The sequence below is a fragment of the Maribellus luteus genome (genome assembly GCF_003576475.1).
In the GTDB taxonomy this organism is placed as follows: domain Bacteria; phylum Bacteroidota; class Bacteroidia; order Bacteroidales; family Prolixibacteraceae; genus Draconibacterium; species Draconibacterium luteum.
In genome coordinates this window covers 162,500-178,497 of sequence record NZ_QWGR01000006.1, presented here as the reverse complement: position 1 = coordinate 178,497, position 15,998 = coordinate 162,500, and the positions used below count along the sequence as shown (strand labels likewise).

Here is a 15,998-nt window from a genome sequence, read left to right as displayed (position 1 = left end):
ACACCGGATGAACCAGAAAATTCTCAGGCTTGCCGTTCCCAATATTGTCAGCAACATTACCGTTCCCTTGCTGGGCTTGGTTGATTTGGCATTGATGGGACATCTCGATTCGGAGATATACATTGGCGCCATTGCCCTTGGCGGTGTGATTTTTAACTTCATTTACTGGGGCTTTAGTTTTCTGCGAATGAGCACTACTGGTTTTACAGCCCAGGCTTACGGCGAAAAAAACACAGTGGAAACAATTACCATTCTGGCCCGCGCGCTTCTGCTGGTTGCCATTGTCAGTGTTCTGATCCTCTTGTTTCAGGCTCCGATTGCCTGGGCCAGTTTTAAAATAATAGGCGGAAGTCCGGAGGTCGAAAGCCTGGCAAAATCGTATTTCAGCATTCGGGTGTGGGGAGCGCCCGCCGCTTTGAGCTTGTTTGTTTTTAACGGCTGGTTTTTAGGTATGCAAAATGCGCGAATTCCGATGATCGTCGCTATTTCGGTGAATGTCATTAATATATTACTCAGCGCATTTTTCGTGTTTGTACTGCACATGAATTCTAGCGGTGTTGCATTGGGAACAGCCATATCGCAATATGCCGGACTGTTAATCGCAGGTATTTTCTTTTTTAAATATTACCGGCATATGACTGTTTTTGTGTCGCGGAAAGGGATAATGGATCTACAGGTACTCACCCGATTTTTTAAAGTAAACACTGATATTTTTATCCGGACTTTCTGCATTATTGCCGTTTTCACTTTTTTCACTTCTAAATCGGCCAGTATGAACAACACCATTTTGGCGGTCAACTCGCTTCTGATCCAGCTATTGTTGTTCTTTTCGTTTTTTATTGATGGTTTTGCGTTTGCAGGTGAAGCACTTACAGGCAAATACGTAGGTGCCAGGAAGTTGACAGAACTAAAAAAAGTAGTAAAGCTGTTATTTTACTGGGGAGCCGCGCTTGCGCTGGGATTTACGCTTTTGTACCTCCCGGGAGTACGTTTGATTTTACGGATACTGACTTCGCAAACAGAAGTAATTGAAAGCGCCAGACCTTTTCTCCCGTGGATCGTTTTAGTACCGATCGCCAGTTTTGCATCATTTATCTGGGATGGAATTTATATCGGAGCAACAGCATCCCGTGCGATGCGTAATACCCTGCTTATTTCAACCTTTGCGGTGTTTGCACCGGTGTATTATTTTCTGGCTCCTTTGTGGGGAAACCACGCACTTTGGCTCGGAATGCTGTTGTTTATGCTTTTTCGAGGCTTGGTTCAAACCATTTTGTACAAAAAGGCGATTTTGAATCCACTACACAATACAAGATTAGATTAAATTCCCATCCATTTTTTTATAGCGCTATGAAAACTTCTTCCCGAAACTATTTTACTTTTGTATTTGTCGTTTAACTGAATAGAGAACCTACTGTTAAAATAGGTTTGTACTTCCACAACTCTATTTAAATTAACAATGATTGAACGGTGAACCTGCAAAAAATAATCAGGTAACTTGGCATTTAACTGTAAAAGTGTTTGATCTGTAATTTTCTCTTCCCCGTTCTGAAGATATAAGCTCACATATTTATCTTCTGCCTTAAAATAAGCAACATCAATTAATTTTATAAAAGAAATGCGGTCTTTATTTTTTATGGCAATCGATGTCATTTCCTTTTCCTCTTCCCGAGTTGAAATCTGTTTCAAGAAATCCAATATCTTCTCCGGTTGGCTTTTTACTCCAAAAAGTTCGAGTTTGGAGACCGTTTGTTCCAAGCGTTCTATTTTTACCGGTTTTAATAGGTAATCAATACTATTTGTTTCAAAAGCTTTCAACGCGTATTGATCATAGGCAGTACAAAACACCACAATTGGAATTTTCTTAAGCCTTGCCAGCATTTCGAATCCTGACATTCCAGGCATCTCAATATCCAGAAAAATCAGATCCGGGTTAAGTTCATCCACTAATTGCAAGCCTTCATTTCCATTAGCAGCCTTCCCTATTACTTCAAAAACCTGAGGAAAATGTGCGAGCAGTTGATTCAAACGTTCCAGCGCCGGAGGTTCGTCATCGACAATAATTGTTTTATACAAAACTTGGTTCATACTTCGATGGAATTTGATTTAGATGGAATTCTAACTAAAATGTATTTATCTGGAGAATTTTGCCAGTTTACTTCTGCTTCTCCTTTATAACAAATTTCTAGCAAATCGTACAAACTTTGTAATCCATAACCTGCAACCAAACCTTCAGAAAATCCGGGACCATTATCCGATATTTTAATTTCTATTTTATCATTTACCAATACAATTGAAACTGCGATAAATCCCTGACTCTCGATTTTTGAAATGCCATGTTTAATCGCATTTTCAACCAGAGGCTGTAATATAAATTTAGGAGCTAAATACCTGCAGGTCTCTTCATCTATTCTAATTGTAAAACTCATCCTTTCTCCAAACCTTATTTGTTCGATCTCAAGATAAGAGCGTACCATTTCAATCTCATTATGTATTTCAGTCATCACCTTGCTCTCGCGGTTTAACGAATAACGAAACATATCAGAAAGCGATAAAGCCATCTTCTCTGTTTTGTCAGCATCGCGGTGAGCAAGACCAGCAATCGAATTCAGCGAGTTGTATAGAAAGTGCGGGTTGATTCGGGCGTGCAAACTTTGAATTTCAGCCCGTGTATTCGCTTCCTTTAATGCGACTAATTCAACTTCCTTTTCCCGAACCTCCAAAGCACCAATATTTTTAAGGTAAATAACCATTCCCCGCACAGTAGCAATAGTAATTCCAATAATCCATAAATACACTTGAAGCATATTATCATATCCATCTATAAACGGTAAGGCAATTGAAAGTGGCAAAACTATTATTACAAATACCGATAATACCTTTAGAAATAATTGGTTTTTATGGCTCAACTTATCCTTCACCAACACCTTTTCAATAAGAAATAGAAGGGATGACAGCAGAATTGAAACAAAATTAAGAATCATCCACTGAATCAAATACCCGCTGTCTAATATCACATATCTTGTTGCGAGAAAACCGTACAAAACTATCGCAACTATCAACGTGTTTGTAACCAACAATCCTGAAATTAAATAGCTCCAATACTTATTTCTGTAATTTCTTTTTAAAACCGGATTATATGAAACCAAAAAAATAACAATGGCAAACAAAAAACATGTTAGATACGCAATAGGACTCATCAGGGATTTATAGGTAAAAACCAAATAGTAACGCCACGAGTAATTGACCAGCATATAATTCCTAAACTGCTCCTTAAAGTCATAGGCATACAATTTACTGATAACGAATTTATCAACATCAGAAAATTCGGTGTTTAGCGGGTTATAATCAAAATCATTCAATATGGCATTCTCGAAAAAAGTACGTGCTTCTAAGGGATTTCCTTTCAGCACGCACATCGACATAACAATGGCATATTCGATGTAACGCTTTCGCTCAGTAAAAGAAATTGAATCATTGAACTTGACGTTTACATTTTGCCCAAAAATATCGGGTTGATAAATGCCTTTAAAGCCATCGTAATATATTTGGTTCCCGCTAATATTTTTGGAATGATGTACATACCCATTTGAAGAAATTATTCCTTCATCATTAAATCCAATATGTATTGAGTGAATTATTTGGTTATTTGCATTAACCTCATAATATTTATTCGAAAACCTGACATTTCGATCAGGAATAAGTTTTTTCAGTTCTTGCATCAGGTTTTCAACAATACTGCTATCCTGCTTTCCCGCACCTTTGAGATAAATTAAAATATCTCCCTGAAATGAAGAAACAAAGGCATTCTCCTCATCAAAGAGTCGTTCCCGAAGAAAATCCCAGTAAACTTTTTCTTCAGGATTATAAGGCGTTACGGCACCAGTTTTGGCGAAAAGATTCCCCGAAATAAATATTCCAAGAATGGCGATAAAAAGTAATTTTTGTTTCATAGATGATGAATTAGAATGTTCATATTGCCACAAATGAACATTCTAAAATCAATTCAATAAAGCGCTTTCCGACAGACTGCAAATTGAACTGACCAACTGCAGAAAATCAATAGCTTTTACTTTACTACTTTCAACCAGGCTTCCGCCATCAGCTGCGCTCCCGCCATCGAAGGATGCACACCGTCACCGGTCCAGTATGCTCCGGGGGCATGTTTAATGGCTTCGTCATATACTTTCTGAAAAGGCACCCAAAGTGTATCAAATGCATCAGACACATGCTTTGCTGCTGCCTGGTATTGCTTCATCGGTTCTACCCAGGTTTCATCCACGGCAGTAGTTTCCAGCACATAAAAAGGTTCGCACAAAACAAGTTTCACACCGGGCAAAGCCGCTTTTGTCCGCTCCAGCAATTTCATGTAGTCATTTTCGTAGACCTCCACAGTGCCGTCGTAATGACCGTTTCGCTTGTGCCAGTAATCGTTTACACCGATTAAAATACTCAACACATTGGGTTTTAAATCCACGCAGTCTTTGTCCCAACGATCGGCCAATTGAAAAACTTTGTTCCCGCTAATTCCCCGGTTGTATATTGTAAGGTTGTTTTCGGGCATAGCATTTAATAAGTACGAAGCGGTTAAAAAAGCATACCCGCCTCCAAACGAACTGCCATTATTGGGCAACTCCTTTGTTTTCTCACGGCCGGCATCGGTTATTGAATCACCCTGAAACAAAACAACATCATCCTTTTTAAACAAACCTGCCTTTTTCTCTCCCGGTATGGCAGCCGATACAATACCCGGAATACTCGCTAAAGCGGCTGCTCCTGCACTCGATTTTAGCAGGAAATTTCTTCTTGAAAGATTCATATTGGTTAAAGTTTATATTTTTTGAATCTGATAAAAGTAGAAAAAATCCGGCCAAAATCAGACTGAACATAAGATGATCTTCCAAACACAACACTGATTAGTGTTTATATCCTGAATTTCGTTTTGAAACCCCTTATAATCTATTAATTTAGACAGAAAGTTTGTGGTAGGTATCCACGAGCAATCAACCTAATAAATAAGATTATGATAACGAAAGAAGTAACCCGCTTACTGACAGTTCTTGCCCTGTCATCAGTTGCACTATCCGCCTGCCAGGTTTCCGTAAAAAAAGCAGAAGAAAAAGCAGCCCCTGCCAACACCGCACTATCCCAGGAGGTTTTCAGCCCTGAAAAAGAAGGATATACCTTATTCTGGGAAGATCAGTTTGACGGTTCGGAGCTGGATCAAACAAAATGGAAAATAAGGGGAACCGGCCCGCGTCGTATCGGCTACAACGATCCGTCGATGGTAAAAGTAAATAACGGGCACCTGCACCTGATGTACGACATCAGAAAAGACAGCATTATGGGCAGCGCCGTAGGTACCTACGAAACTTTTAATACCACTTACGGCTATTTCGAGTGCCGCGCCCGTTTGCAAAAAGGCAGTGGCCCCTGGGCAGCTTTCTGGATGCAGTCGCCGCAGATATCGCAGGGAGAAGACCCCGCAACCTTTGGCGCCGAAATCGACATTTTTGAATATTTCAAAGGATTGGGAGACGACCACCTCACCCACTGTATACACTGGGCTTACGGCCCCAACCAAAAAAGTTCGGGAGCTATGAACAGCACCTTGCAAGGCTTGTCGGAAGGCTTTCATACTTTTGCCCTTGAGTGGACACCCGAAAAATATGCGTTTTACATCGACGGGCTGAAATACCACGAACTGAGTGAAGGTTTGTCACACATCGACCAGTACATGATCCTGAGTATGGAAATCCCATCAACTCTTGAAGGAATAAAAAATGCCTGCGCGCCTGACACCTTCCTGGTTGATTATGTAAAAGTTTACAAAAAGTAAGGCTCGGAAAAAACTGAATCATCGATACAAAAAAAGAGCTGCCCACGTGGACAGCTCTTTCAATATCGTTTCAGCCATTAACTGAATGACTTTCTATTTTTCAGCCTGAGATGATTCCAGCAACTTATCGGCCATGGCATTGGCGAGTTTAATCAGTTCTTCGCTGGTGTTGGGTTTCATGTTCCCTTTTTCTTCAATCGGATCGTACACCAAGTCCCACTTAATGTTCTCGGCAAACGTTTTCAGGTTTTTCACACCGCCACCATTCCACGAATAGTTTCCAAAAATTCCGAGGTAGTGATTTTTCGGAGCCATGTGCTCTACGGTAGTCAGCAGCGTTTCCACGTTCGGGAACATTGCGTTGTTGTAAGCAGCACTACCAACAATAAAACCTTTGTATTTGAATATGTCGTTGATGATGTATGACGAGTGGGTTTTTGAAGCATCGTAAACCCGGATGTTTTTGATGCCGCGAACTGCCAGCTGACGGGCAATGGTCTCGGCCATTTTCTTTGTATTTCCGTACATCGAACCGTAAACAATCACCACCCCGCAGTCGAGATCATAAGAACTCCACTTGTTGTAACGGGTCAGAATCCAGTTCAGGTCGCTGCGCCAGATCGGGCCGTGAGTGGCGGCAATCATTTTAATATCAAGCGGCGCCAGTTTTTTAATCGCACGTTGCGTGTGGGCACAGTATTTTCCAACAATGTTGGTGAAATAGCGCATCACTTCCACCTCGTAAAATTCGAGGTTGATCTCGTCGTCAAAAATACCGCCGTCAAGTGTTCCGTAGCTACCAAAGGCATCGCCCGAAAACAGAATTTTGTTGGTTTCTTCGTAAGTAACCATGGTTTCGGGCCAGTGAACCATCGGGATGGTTTGAAACTGAAGTTTGTGTTTTCCAAGATCCAGTACCGAGTCGTCGTGAACGATCAACGTATGATTCGGCTTCAGGTAATAACTTTCCACATAGTCAAAAGTCTTTTTATTCCCCACCAGCGTAATTCCCGGGTAGCGGTGAACAATCGCCTTCAAAGCTCCCGAATGGTCGGGCTCCATGTGGTTAATGATCAGGTAATCTACCTCGCGGTCGCCGATAATTTCCTCGATCGAATCCAGGTAATCATCGATAAACGCACGTTCAACGGTATCAACCAAAGCCACTTTTTCATCAACAATCAGGTAACTGTTGTACGAAACTCCGTGCGGAATGGGCCAGATATTCTCAAAAAGATGGGTCCGGCGGTCGTTAAAACCCAGGTAATAGATATCCTCGGCAAGATTAACTTGTAACATAATTTTCAGTTTTTCAGAATTTTCGGCCAAAATTAATGAATTTCGACTGATCAACCAGTAAAAAATTATCTACAGGGGTTATTTAGAATATGCGTTAAGTGTATGTTAGTTGGGATTGAAGGAGATTGAAAGAGATTGATTGCAGATTGAAAGAGATTGATTGCAGATTGAAATCATTCTATTTTGAAACTCGTTTTCGCATAGAGGCAAATATCTTTAACAATTCCATACTTTCAGAATGCACTTCTTTTGTAAAAATGTTGTTTAATATGCCTGAATCCATCATCAAATCCAGCCACATTTCCGTTTCATCAGCTTCTTCGACAACGATGGATAATTTTGAAAAGAATTCGGCCCTGGATCTGCTTCTTAATGCAGCACGATAATTAGCGTAAACCGAAGTTCCAGATTTTGTCAGTTGGTTATTTAATATCCTGCCTCTTTCGGAGTTTGGAATCATTTCAGACAATTGCAGAATTTTTAGAGCAAACATTTTAAGTCTGTCCCTAATTTGAATTTTATATTCCAGCCAAATTAGATTTGTCATGATAGGTATGGGTTTAATTTGAATTCCAAATTAGTTAAAAGTCATAAAATCTTGAAGTTATCAATCTTTTATTCCATCTCTCCTCTATCTCGCTCCATCTTTTTAATCATTTCTATTTTATTCCCTCTTTGTGAAAGAGTTTTATCTTTGAACGGTAAACTATCATATTTATGACGATCGAACAAAAAAGCAGGGCTATGACGTTTCCAAAAATCGGGAAGTTCATCATTATTTTCTTTGCCATAGCCTTTGTAATTGTGGGAGCGCGTGCCTACAAACTCTATCATTATACTTTTGACGCCAACGTAAAAACCGACTATGTTTTACTGATCAGGGAAAACCAGGATTTTGAGGAAGTGTACAAGGAACTGGAAAAGGCGGCGGTACTCAACGACAACAAAGCGTTTAAATGGGTTTGCGATAAAAAAAGCTACCCTTCGAATGTAAAACCGGGGCGCTACCAACTGAAAGCCAACATGACCACCAATGCGCTGGTAAATAAACTCAGGAGCGGCAACCAGGACCCGGTGGACGTAACTTTCAACAACGTTCGCATAAAAGAAGATCTTGCAGGCAAAGTAAGTAAATACCTGTGGGCCGATTCGTTGTCGATTTTGCAGCTTTTCTCCAACGAGCAGGAAATCAGGGAAAGAGGCTTTGATGCAGAAACCTACCGTACCATGTTTATTCCGAACACTTACGAAATGTACTGGACCACCGATGCAGAAGAATTTGGCACCCGCATGTACCGCGAATACGAACGTTTTTGGAACGAAGACCGGAAAAACAAAGCAAAAGCACTGGAGCTCAATCCTGTGCAGGTTTCCATCCTGGCTTCGGTGGTTGAATCGGAAACTGCCAAAGCCGATGAGCTGAAACGGGTTGCGGGTCTTTACATCAACCGGTTGCGTAGAAACATCCCGCTACAAGCCGATCCCACCATTAAATACGCTGTGGGCGATTTTTCGCTCCGCCGAATCCTCAACAAACACCTCGAAATTGATTCGCCTTACAACACCTACAAATATACAGGCTTGCCTCCGGGCCCCATTTGTTTTCCTTCGGTTATCTCGATTGATGCCGTACTGAACTACGAGAAACACGACTTTATCTACATGTGTGCGAAGGAAGATTTTTCGGGCTACCACAACTTTGCCAAAACACTGGCTCAACACAACCGAAACGCTGCCAAATACCGCGCGGCACTTGATAAAAACAGGATTTACAAATAGAAGGAAAGGCTATAACTATTGTGTTGGAAAAAAACTGATTCAAGAGTGCAAATTCCAACGAAATCATTCAGGGGAGATTCTATGCTGATTTTATACTTCCAGTCCTGATTCAAATCGAGAAAAGTACGGGTTTGGTTGCTCCGAACTCATAGTTAAATAATAAACAATAAATTGTTAAAACAAGCATGTACCAGTGGGTCGTTATGTGGAATCATTGTATATTTTTGCGCCAAAATCAACTATTTATTTTATGCTTACATTTAATGACCTTAAAATCCGCCACAAACTCCGGATTTTAAGCATTTTCCCGTTTCTGGGGCTAATCCTCCTCGGAGCCATCTCCAATTATTTTTACAACACGGGCAAAACGCTGAGTTTAGTTATCAATGCCGAGCGAATTCATAACCTTACTTTCCAGGAGGGCATTGAAGATTATTACCGCTATCATATGTTTCACGACGAAGCAATGCTCGACCAAGCCATTGATCGAATTCAACGCGCCAATGAAATGTCGTATACTTTTGGAACTCTCGATCAATTAACCGGGCTTCCCAAAAAAGAATTCATCGACACATTGTACGATCATTACAAAGAGGCGTACGACTATAAACGCTCAAATGCTGAATTGATGGCAGGAAGGTTAAAACTGTTGAGTACGGTAAAACCTGATGAACTGGCACAGGCGCAGCAAATAGCCCAGAAGGGCTACCAATTGGGGAAAGAAATTCAGGATCTGATTGTTGACTCACAAGTCGACAAAAGTGAAATAGATGCATCCTTAGGACCGAAACTTGACCAGATGCGGTTGTTTTACAATGATTTTGCCACCTCTATTAATGATCTGATTGCTTCTGTTAACAAATTGCTGTACCTCGGAATTATTCTCATTGTTTTACTTCTGATATTCAGTATTGGCTCCGTATCCCTTTATATCTCCCGGTCGATTAACGTTCCTGTTCGGGAAATGGTAAAGCAATTCGATCTTATAGCAAAAGGGAATATTAAAACCGAGCTTGCCTTTGATTCGAAAAATGAAATTGGAGAGTTAGCCCGGTCTTTTCGCAAACTGCAACACGGGTTCCGCGAAGTGATCGACTATACTAAAAAAGTGGCAGGTGGCGATTACAGCAGCCAGATAACGCCCCGGTCAGAAGAAGATGAATTAAGCATCGCCCTGAATCAGATGGCCCAAAACCTGAAGGAAACTCATGAGAAAATAACACTGGATACGTGGTACAGGGCGGGCCTCAATACCATCAACGACAAACTCAACAGTAACGATACGCTGCAGGAAATTGCCCGGCAATCCATCCTGTTTTTAACGGAACGTTTGCATTCTCAACTGGGCGGAATTTATTATTTCAACCACGACAGTCAACACCTTGAACTATTGAGTTACCTGGGGATTGACCCAGAGAAAGCGAATAAGTTCATAAAACTAAATGAAGGAATTGTTGGCCAGGTGGCAAATTCAAAGCAAATAAAAACGCTTGTTGACATACCGGAAGATTTGTACGCTACTTTTTCGGCAACCGGTAATTACAAACCCAAGCAAGTAGTTATTGTACCGTTGGTTTTTAACAATTTATTGATTGGAGCAATTGAACTCTCCTCTATTTATGCCTACACCGATATCGAGTTGGAATTTCTGCATCCGGTTTCGGAAATCATTGCGATAAAACTCAACTCGGCTGCAAGCAGAATAAAAACAGACGAGCTGCTAAAGGAAACTCAAGATCAGGCCAGCGAATTACAGGTTCAGCAAGAAGAACTGCGGGTAGCCAATGAAGAACTGACTGAACATGCAAAAGTGCTGACCGAAAATGAAAAGAAATTACAGGTTCAGCAAGAAGAATTGCGCGTGGCCAATGAAGAACTGGAAGAGCGTACCCGCCAACTGGAAGTACAAAAAGAAGACATCAGCATAAAAAACCAGGAGTTAACTGCCACCCAGGAACAACTTGAAAACAAAGCCCGGGAACTGCAGCAGGCCAGCCAGTACAAATCGGAGTTTCTGGCGAACATGTCTCACGAACTTCGGACACCGTTGAACAGCTTGCTGATTTTATCGAACCTGCTAAGCAGCAACAAAAAAGGAAACCTTACGGAAGACCAGGTGCGATCGGCAAAAATCATTTACAAAAGCGGTTCTGATCTGCTTCATTTAATCAACGAGATTCTGGATTTATCAAAAATTGAAGCCGGAAAAATGAACATTGAATTTTTGGATGTTCTTTCTTCCGACCTCCAGGATGAGATACTAATGAGCTTTAATGCATTGGCCGACGACAAAGATCTAGCGTTTGAAGTAACCATTGATTCTGCTTTCCCGCACAAGCTGCTTACCGACCGCTACCGGTTGATGCAGGTGGTAAAAAACCTGGTATCGAATGCATTTAAATTTACCAGTAAAGGTAAGGTGGCCGTTGAATTTATGCCAACGCCCGCTAAAACCAAATTCAGATCAACAGATTTAACCATTGAAAACACCTGCTGTATAAAAATCTCGGATACCGGAGTTGGGATCCCTCAAGAAAAGCTCGAATCCATCTTTGAAGCTTTCCAGCAGGCAGATGGCAGCATCTCCCGGAAATTTGGAGGAACGGGCCTGGGGCTTTCCATTTCACGCGAACTGATAAAAATACTGGGTGGCGAAATCCAACTGGAAAGTGTTGTTAACCAGGGATCGTCGTTCTATGTTTATCTTCCGGGCGAGAAATCGCAACAAGTTCAGCCAATTGAACCAGGCAATAACCCGGCAATAAAAGAAGAAGTAAAAAAGGTTAAAAAGGAAATAGCTGCTGACAAGGGGCCAGCCATCCTGCTTCCTTACCTGGAAGACGACCGCAACGAAACCGGCAACGAACAAACGGTTCTCGTTATTCATCCTGTCAAAGAACAGGCGCAAAAGCTCATGCAACAGGCCCGCGAAAGGAAATACAAGGTGATTGTTTCTCCTTCCATCCGAGACGGAATTGCCTTAGCCGAAAAGTTCAAACCGAAAGCAGTAATGCTGGCTGTTGAGCTGGCCACCGGCAACCGCCAGGATTATTTAAAACTAAAGAACCACAGACTGCTGGGCAAGTTACCGGTTCATGTTATCAGCCCCATCGAGCACGACCTGGAAAAAGACCAATCAGAATTAAAAACGCTGGAAACGGTAGAGTTTGCAGATGCACTGAAATCACTGGAAAAGCATTTCGACAGTTCACTAAAGAAGATGTTGATCATTGAAGACAATCTTCAAACCAGGGAACTGATCAAAACCTTGCTGTTTGACTTCGACTTGACCATTATCGAAGCCGGACTGGCCGAACAGGCCTTCCAGTTAATGAAAAATGATTCGTTCGATTGCATCATCCTTGATTTGGGATTGCCCGATTATTCAGGCAAAGAACTGTTGGAGAAACTAAAATCGAACAACGTCCCCATCCCGAAAGTGATTGTATACACGGGCAAGGAAATGAGCCAGCAGGAAATAAAAGAACTGGAAAGTTATACGAATACGATCATTTTAAAAGGGATAAAATCGGATGAACGCCTGATGGACGAAGTGACACTCTTTTTACACCAGGTATCACAAAATATTCCCGGCATCAAAACCAAAACAACGCTTGCCAATGACGACCTGATTTTCAAAGGCAAAAAGGTGTTGGTGGTGGACGACGACATTCGTAACGTTTTTGCCTTGGGACAAATGCTCGAAGAACGCGAAATAATTGTTTCGGAAGCCGACAACGGACAAGCGGCGCTCGATATCCTGAAACACAATCACGACTTCGACCTCATACTGATGGATGTAATGATGCCGGTTATGGATGGTTACGAAGCCATGCAGATAATTCGCCAAACCAAGGAGATTAAAAACATCCCAATCATTTGCTTAACCGCCAAAGCAATGAAAGAAGACCATGAAAATGCGCTGAAAAACGGAGCAAACGACTACCTGGCCAAACCTTTGGACGAAGAAAAGTTATTCTCGATGCTGAAGATATGGCTGTATAAGAATTAGTATTGAAAAAGAAAAACAAATGAAGGACGCAAACAAACCCCAAATTCTTATTGTTGATGACCTCCCCGAAAACCTGATCAGCCTGGAATCTATCCTGGAAGATTTTGATATACGAATTGTGCGGGCTACATCAGGCATAGAAGCTTTAAAGCTTACCTTGAAAGAAGAATTTGCGCTGGTTATACTCGATGTGCAAATGCCCGAAATGAACGGATACGAAACCCTGGAACTGATGCGCCAACGCAAAAAAACCAGATACCTGCCGGTTATCTTTGTTTCGGCCATTCACCAGAGCGATTTGCACATAATAAAAGGAATTGAAACGGGCGCGGTGGATTTTATCCCCAAACCGGTTATTCCGGACATATTGCGGGGCAAAGTAAAAATCTTCCTGGATCTTTATAATCAGCGGGTAAGGCTCGACCGCCTGCTCAGAGACATGGAAGAAGCCAACTTGAACCTAAAAGCTGCAAAAGACAAAGCAGAAGAAGCTACGCGTGTAAAGTCAATGTTTCTGGCCAATATGTCGCATGAGATTCGCACGCCACTAAACGGGGTTATTGGTATTTCCCGGCTGTTGCAGAAATCGGAGTTGAACGCCGAACAGCAGGACCTGATCAACATCATCGCCAAATCGGGTGAAAACCTGATGCTGATCATCAACGACATTCTCGATTTCTCGAAGATTGAATCGGGCCAGGTTCAATTCGAGTCCATCAGTTTCCAGCTGAGAGACATGGTGAAAAACATTTACCAGTTACTTCGCTTTAAAGCCGAAGAAAAAGGCCTCAACTTCAGTTATACCATTGACGAAAATGTTCCTTCGGTTCTTTGTGGCGATCCCTTGCGGATCAACCAGATTCTTATGAACCTCGTCAACAATGCGATTAAATTCACTCCCCAGGGAAAAGTCGAAATCCGCATTGAATTAGTGGATGAATACGAGCAGTCCTCGCGCATTCTTTTTAGGGTTATTGATACCGGCATCGGCATTTCAGAAGAAGGCAAACAAGTCCTTTTCAAGGAATTTCAGCAAACCGAATCATCCATGTCAAGAAGATACGGAGGAACCGGTCTTGGACTGGCCATATCAAAAAACCTGGTAAACCTGATGAATGGCGAAATCAATGTGATAAGCACCGAGGGAAAAGGCACTGAATTTTATTTCAGACTTCCGTTAAAAAAATCCACCCTGGAAGAACGGGAAAAAGAGTTGCAGTATCAACTTCCTGAAGATATCCGGATTTTAGTGGCAGAAGACAATCTAATCAACCAAAAAGTGTTTAAATTGTCGCTTAAACAATTGGGTTACAACAGCGATATTGCACAAAACGGACAGGAAGCCTTTGATATGCACATAGCCAATCCGTACGACATTGTATTTATGGACATGCAAATGCCCGGCACCGACGGACTACAGGCAACGTCCATGATCCGCGCATACGAACGGGAAAATGCAGATTTCCCGCGGACTTACATTGCTGCGGTTACGGCCAATTCATTAAACAAGGATAAAGATAATTGCCTTAGTGCAGGAATGAATAACTTTTTAAGTAAACCATTTTCGGAAAAGGAACTTATAACAGTATTGCAGGAAGGATTCAAAGTTAAAGCAAACGGGTTTTCGCTGAAATATGAATAACTACTATGATTCAAACACCGAATTACTGGCCATTGAGCTAAAATTGCTTTTTGAGGGCATTTACCTGAAATACGGTTATGACTTCAGAAATTACAGCAAAGCTCATGTTCGGCGCAGGGTACTCAACTTCCTTGGCTTGAATAGTCTGAAGACAGTTACAGATCTGCAAAACAGGATATTGAGAGAGCCCGACTTTTTCAGGGAATTACTGGATGAGCTCTCGATCAATGTTACGGAAATGTTCCGCGATCCCGAATTTTACCTGTCGTTTCGCGAAAACATTGTCCCGAAGCTAAAAACCTATACATTTTTCAAAATATGGCATGCCGGGTGCGCTACCGGCGAGGAAGTTTATTCCCTGGCTATTCTTCTTCAAGAAGAAGGATTACTGGACCGCTGCCAGATTTATGCCACTGATTTTAACCGAAAGGTGCTCAAAATAGCCAAAGAGGGGGTTTACCAGAAGTCAGACATGCAACAATACGAGAACAACTACCTGAAAGCAGGCGGGAGGAAAAAGCTGGACGATTACTACAAGTCGATGTACGGGTCTGTTATGTTTGACAAAATGCTTTCGAACCGCATTGTTTTCTCGGACCACAACCTGGTAACCGACAGTGTTTTTGCGGAAGTAAACCTGATTTTGTGCCGAAACGTACTGATCTATTTTGAAAAACAGTTGCAGGATAAAGTGCTGAACCTGTTTCATGAGAGCCTTACTCCTTCGGGTGTATTGTGTCTGGGTACCAAAGAAAGTTTGAGGTTTACCAGTGTAGAGGATAAATTTGACATCATCGATCAACGGCTGAAAATATTTAAAAAGAAAATAATCTGATGTATCGGGCGATTGTAATAGGCACCTCTTATGGCGGGCTGGAAGCTTTGAATATGATTTTGCCGGAACTAAAAAAAGATTTCCCTGTTCCTGTAGTCATTGTATTGCACATAGGCGAGCACAGCAACGACATTTTTATTCGCCACCTGAATGCAATTTGCGAACTGGAAGTAAAAGAAGCAGAAGCTAATGAGCCCATACTTCCGGGCTTTGTCTATTTTGCCCCTCCCGGTTACCACCTGCAAATCGAAGATGATTACAGTTTTTCTTTATCAGCTGAAAAAAAGTTGAATTTCTCCAGGCCATCCATTGATATTCTTTTTGAAACAGCCGCCTGGGCTTACAAAAACCAATTGATCGGGATTGTGCTCACGGGAGCCAATTCGGATGGAACCAATGGTCTCAAGACCATCAAACACTTTGGAGGAAAAACCATCATTCAGAATCCGTGCAAAGCCACTTCGCCGGTAATGCCACGATTTGCCTTAAAAGCGGTTCAACCCGACCTCAAACTAAACCTCGAAGAAATAGCTGACAGTTTATACCAACTTGTGCGAACAAAATAAACTCCGGCACCGAATTAAAACCTCCC

The 15,998-nt window shown here is 41.8% G+C and carries 12 protein-coding genes; 7 read left to right on the top strand and 5 right to left on the bottom strand.

Annotation, left to right across the window (positions count from 1 at the left end; all coding sequences use genetic code 11):
• Nucleotides 1–7 precede the first annotated feature (7 nt).
• Nucleotides 8–1,324: an MATE family efflux transporter gene (locus tag D1614_RS12615; RefSeq protein ID WP_119438305.1), complete on the top strand. Its 1,317-nt coding sequence runs from the start codon at nucleotides 8–10 to the stop codon at nucleotides 1,322–1,324.
• On the opposite strand, the gene D1614_RS12610 is transcribed toward D1614_RS12615, so the two are convergent.
• From D1614_RS12610 to D1614_RS12600, 3 genes are all read right to left on the bottom strand, one after another.
• Nucleotides 1,321–2,088 carry a LytR/AlgR family response regulator transcription factor gene (locus D1614_RS12610; RefSeq protein ID WP_119438304.1) on the bottom strand — a complete coding sequence of 256 codons (768 nt, stop codon included), beginning with the start codon at nucleotides 2,086–2,088 and terminating at the stop codon, nucleotides 1,321–1,323. The genes D1614_RS12615 and D1614_RS12610 overlap by 4 nt on opposite strands.
• Nucleotides 2,085–3,953: a sensor histidine kinase gene (locus D1614_RS12605; protein WP_119438303.1), complete on the bottom strand. Its 1,869-nt coding sequence runs from the start codon at nucleotides 3,951–3,953 to the stop codon at nucleotides 2,085–2,087. The genes D1614_RS12610 and D1614_RS12605 overlap by 4 nt, the downstream gene beginning before the upstream one ends.
• Before the next feature lie 116 nt (nucleotides 3,954–4,069).
• The gene (locus tag D1614_RS12600; RefSeq protein WP_119438302.1) at nucleotides 4,070–4,819 is read right to left on the bottom strand and encodes an SGNH/GDSL hydrolase family protein; all 750 of its coding nucleotides are present in this window, start codon (nucleotides 4,817–4,819) and stop codon (nucleotides 4,070–4,072) included.
• Nucleotides 4,820–5,023: 204 nt separating this feature from the next.
• Between D1614_RS12600 and D1614_RS12595 the strand changes: the two genes are divergently transcribed.
• A complete protein-coding gene (locus D1614_RS12595; protein WP_119438301.1) occupies nucleotides 5,024–5,839 on the top strand; it encodes a glycoside hydrolase family 16 protein in 816 nt (271 codons plus the stop codon).
• Between the two features lie 93 nt (nucleotides 5,840–5,932).
• Here D1614_RS12595 and D1614_RS12590 read toward each other — a convergent pair whose 3' ends face one another.
• Both D1614_RS12590 and D1614_RS12585 read right to left on the bottom strand, forming a co-directional pair.
• The gene (locus D1614_RS12590) at nucleotides 5,933–7,138 is read right to left on the bottom strand and encodes an FprA family A-type flavoprotein (RefSeq protein ID WP_119438400.1); all 1,206 of its coding nucleotides are present in this window, start codon (nucleotides 7,136–7,138) and stop codon (nucleotides 5,933–5,935) included.
• 178 nt (nucleotides 7,139–7,316) lie between these two features.
• Entirely contained in the window at nucleotides 7,317–7,685 is a 369-nt protein-coding gene (locus D1614_RS12585; protein WP_119438300.1) for a four helix bundle protein, read from the bottom strand.
• Nucleotides 7,686–7,882: 197 nt separating this feature from the next.
• Between D1614_RS12585 and mltG the strand changes: the two genes are divergently transcribed.
• The 5 genes from mltG (at nucleotide 7,883) to D1614_RS12560 (ending at nucleotide 15,972) form a co-directional block, all read left to right on the top strand.
• Nucleotides 7,883–8,917, top strand: a complete 1,035-nt coding sequence (mltG, locus tag D1614_RS12580) for an endolytic transglycosylase MltG (protein WP_119438399.1) — start codon at nucleotides 7,883–7,885, stop codon at nucleotides 8,915–8,917.
• Nucleotides 8,918–9,167: 250 nt separating this feature from the next.
• Nucleotides 9,168–12,929, top strand: coding sequence for a response regulator (locus D1614_RS12575; RefSeq protein WP_119438299.1), 3,762 nt, complete (start codon nucleotides 9,168–9,170; stop codon nucleotides 12,927–12,929).
• Nucleotides 12,930–12,948: 19 nt separating this feature from the next.
• A complete protein-coding gene (locus D1614_RS12570; protein WP_119438298.1) occupies nucleotides 12,949–14,571 on the top strand; it encodes a response regulator in 1,623 nt (540 codons plus the stop codon).
• Nucleotides 14,564–15,406 (top strand): CheR family methyltransferase, encoded by an 843-nt coding sequence (locus D1614_RS12565; RefSeq protein ID WP_119438297.1) that lies wholly within the window; start codon nucleotides 14,564–14,566, stop codon nucleotides 15,404–15,406. Before D1614_RS12570 ends, D1614_RS12565 begins: the two co-directional genes overlap by 8 nt.
• Complete coding sequence (locus D1614_RS12560) at nucleotides 15,406–15,972, top strand: chemotaxis protein CheB (RefSeq protein ID WP_206610007.1); 567 nt, start codon at nucleotides 15,406–15,408, stop codon at nucleotides 15,970–15,972. The genes D1614_RS12565 and D1614_RS12560 overlap by 1 nt, the downstream gene beginning before the upstream one ends.
• Nucleotides 15,973–15,998 lie beyond the last annotated feature (26 nt).

Coding starts and splice junctions, on each gene's coding strand:
- D1614_RS12585 (WP_119438300.1), bottom strand. CDS start 7,685: ATGACAAATCTAATTTGGCTGGAATATAAAATTCAAATTAGGGACAGA.
- D1614_RS12605 (WP_119438303.1), bottom strand. CDS start 3,953: ATGAAACAAAAATTACTTTTTATCGCCATTCTTGGAATATTTATTTCG.
- D1614_RS12600 (WP_119438302.1), bottom strand. CDS start 4,819: ATGAATCTTTCAAGAAGAAATTTCCTGCTAAAATCGAGTGCAGGAGCA.
- D1614_RS12565 (WP_119438297.1), top strand. CDS start 14,564: ATGAATAACTACTATGATTCAAACACCGAATTACTGGCCATTGAGCTA.
- D1614_RS12575 (WP_119438299.1), top strand. CDS start 9,168: ATGCTTACATTTAATGACCTTAAAATCCGCCACAAACTCCGGATTTTA.
- mltG (WP_119438399.1), top strand. CDS start 7,883: ATGACGTTTCCAAAAATCGGGAAGTTCATCATTATTTTCTTTGCCATA.
- D1614_RS12610 (WP_119438304.1), bottom strand. CDS start 2,088: ATGAACCAAGTTTTGTATAAAACAATTATTGTCGATGACGAACCTCCG.
- D1614_RS12615 (WP_119438305.1), top strand. CDS start 8: ATGAACCAGAAAATTCTCAGGCTTGCCGTTCCCAATATTGTCAGCAAC.
- D1614_RS12560 (WP_206610007.1), top strand. CDS start 15,406: ATGTATCGGGCGATTGTAATAGGCACCTCTTATGGCGGGCTGGAAGCT.
- D1614_RS12570 (WP_119438298.1), top strand. CDS start 12,949: ATGAAGGACGCAAACAAACCCCAAATTCTTATTGTTGATGACCTCCCC.
- D1614_RS12595 (WP_119438301.1), top strand. CDS start 5,024: ATGATAACGAAAGAAGTAACCCGCTTACTGACAGTTCTTGCCCTGTCA.
- D1614_RS12590 (WP_119438400.1), bottom strand. CDS start 7,138: ATGTTACAAGTTAATCTTGCCGAGGATATCTATTACCTGGGTTTTAAC.